The sequence below is a fragment of the Halalkalirubrum salinum genome (assembly GCF_005543295.1).
GTDB lineage: Archaea > Halobacteriota > Halobacteria > Halobacteriales > Haloferacaceae > Halalkalirubrum > Halalkalirubrum salinum.
In genome coordinates this window covers 1-1,379 of sequence record NZ_SRSG01000046.1, presented here as the reverse complement: position 1 = coordinate 1,379, position 1,379 = coordinate 1, and the positions used below count along the sequence as shown (strand labels likewise).

General features: G+C 56.9%; 1 protein-coding gene. It reads right to left on the bottom strand.

What is annotated here, in order from left to right; all coding sequences use genetic code 11:
- Window positions 1-187: 187 nt before the first annotated feature.
- Window positions 188-1,333, bottom strand: a complete 1,146-nt coding sequence (locus E5K03_RS13745; RefSeq protein ID WP_138007377.1) for an ISH3 family transposase — start codon at window positions 1,331-1,333, stop codon at window positions 188-190.
- Window positions 1,334-1,379: the final 46 nt, after the last annotated feature.

Here is a 1,379-nt window from a genome sequence, read left to right as displayed (position 1 = left end):
TCAGTTGATCACATCGAGAACCTCAAGACCTCCTCCAGTAGGTGCTGAATCTGCGTCTGCGGTGGCTGGCTAGCCTTCAACAAGACGGTGACCGTGAGTTCTACTGCTAACCAGTCGCTGTCGGCGGCGATCAGCCGCCGACGCGACGGTGTTGCCACTCAGGAACGCTGCCCTGATCCGAGGGCAACTACCGGAAGAACCGGCTGTCGAGCGGTTGGTTCGCTGGGACAGCTCGACGAACTCCGAGGGCAGTCCAGGCAGCGCGGAGCACCATGTTGCAGAACTCTACGAACGACCACTCCAAGAGGCGGCGCCCCCCGCGGCGGGGCGCCGCCACGTACATCCAGTGCAGATAGCGCCAAACGTTCTGTAACAGCAGGCTCACGACAAACAGCAACAGCCGTAATCCGGCGTCACGAGAGCTCGTAAGAGCGAGGCTCTTCCTAGCCAACCGGTAGGACGATTCGATGCCGAACCGCTTGCGGTAATGTTCTCGGGCATCGCGTGGAGTCTCAATGAACGGCGCGTCAGCGGCGTAGCCGTGACGCGCCACCCCATGTTCGTCGTATCTACCTTGCTGGTAGACGCAATCGATGTACACAGGGAACGTCACCTTCCCAGCTAGCTCGTGTTCGATCACACGGCTCCAACCACTGCTGAGTTCATTTTTGATGGTATCACCCCATCTGACAACCGGTATGACGTAAGCATAATTGTAGGCGTACAGCAACCCTAGGCAGGTGCTGTTGTAGAAACCCCGATCAAGATAGACGGCCTTGACGCGCAGGTCAAGACCGTCAAGCAGTTCGAGGAACTCACCGAGTACGTCACCTGAGGTTTCGCCAGCGACCAGCTGGCGAACTGCTAGCGTGTAGCGTTTGTTGCGCACCCGTGCGTAGAGTGTTACATAAGCGTGAAACGTAGTTGTTCCACGCTTGGCCAGTGAGGAGTAGAGAGCTTCTGTCTCGTCTTCATCGCCGTAGTAGGGATCGAGGTGGAGGTCGGCGACGACCTCCACCGGTCGATCAGGAAGCGTATCGATGGTATCCTGTTGGAGCAGCGTGTCTCCAACCTGCTCGACAGTATCGAGGTCAAACTGATCGGTAAGGTGTCCACGGACGGTATTGGCGTGTGGAGAGTCTTCTGTCGTCTCGCAGATGTGGTTGACAGAGGTCCCGCTGGCGCTGGCGCCAGCGAGGACCTCATAGAGTTCCTCTGTCGAGACCCTTACACCGTCTGCGAGATCTATCGGAAGCTCCTCGTTGAGAGTGTTGACGACAAAATTAAGGAGATGCTCTTCTTCGATCTGATTGTCTGCTTGGTTTGGTTTCACACTACGTCCAAGCAGACACTTCCTCTAATCCGATGTGATCGACTGA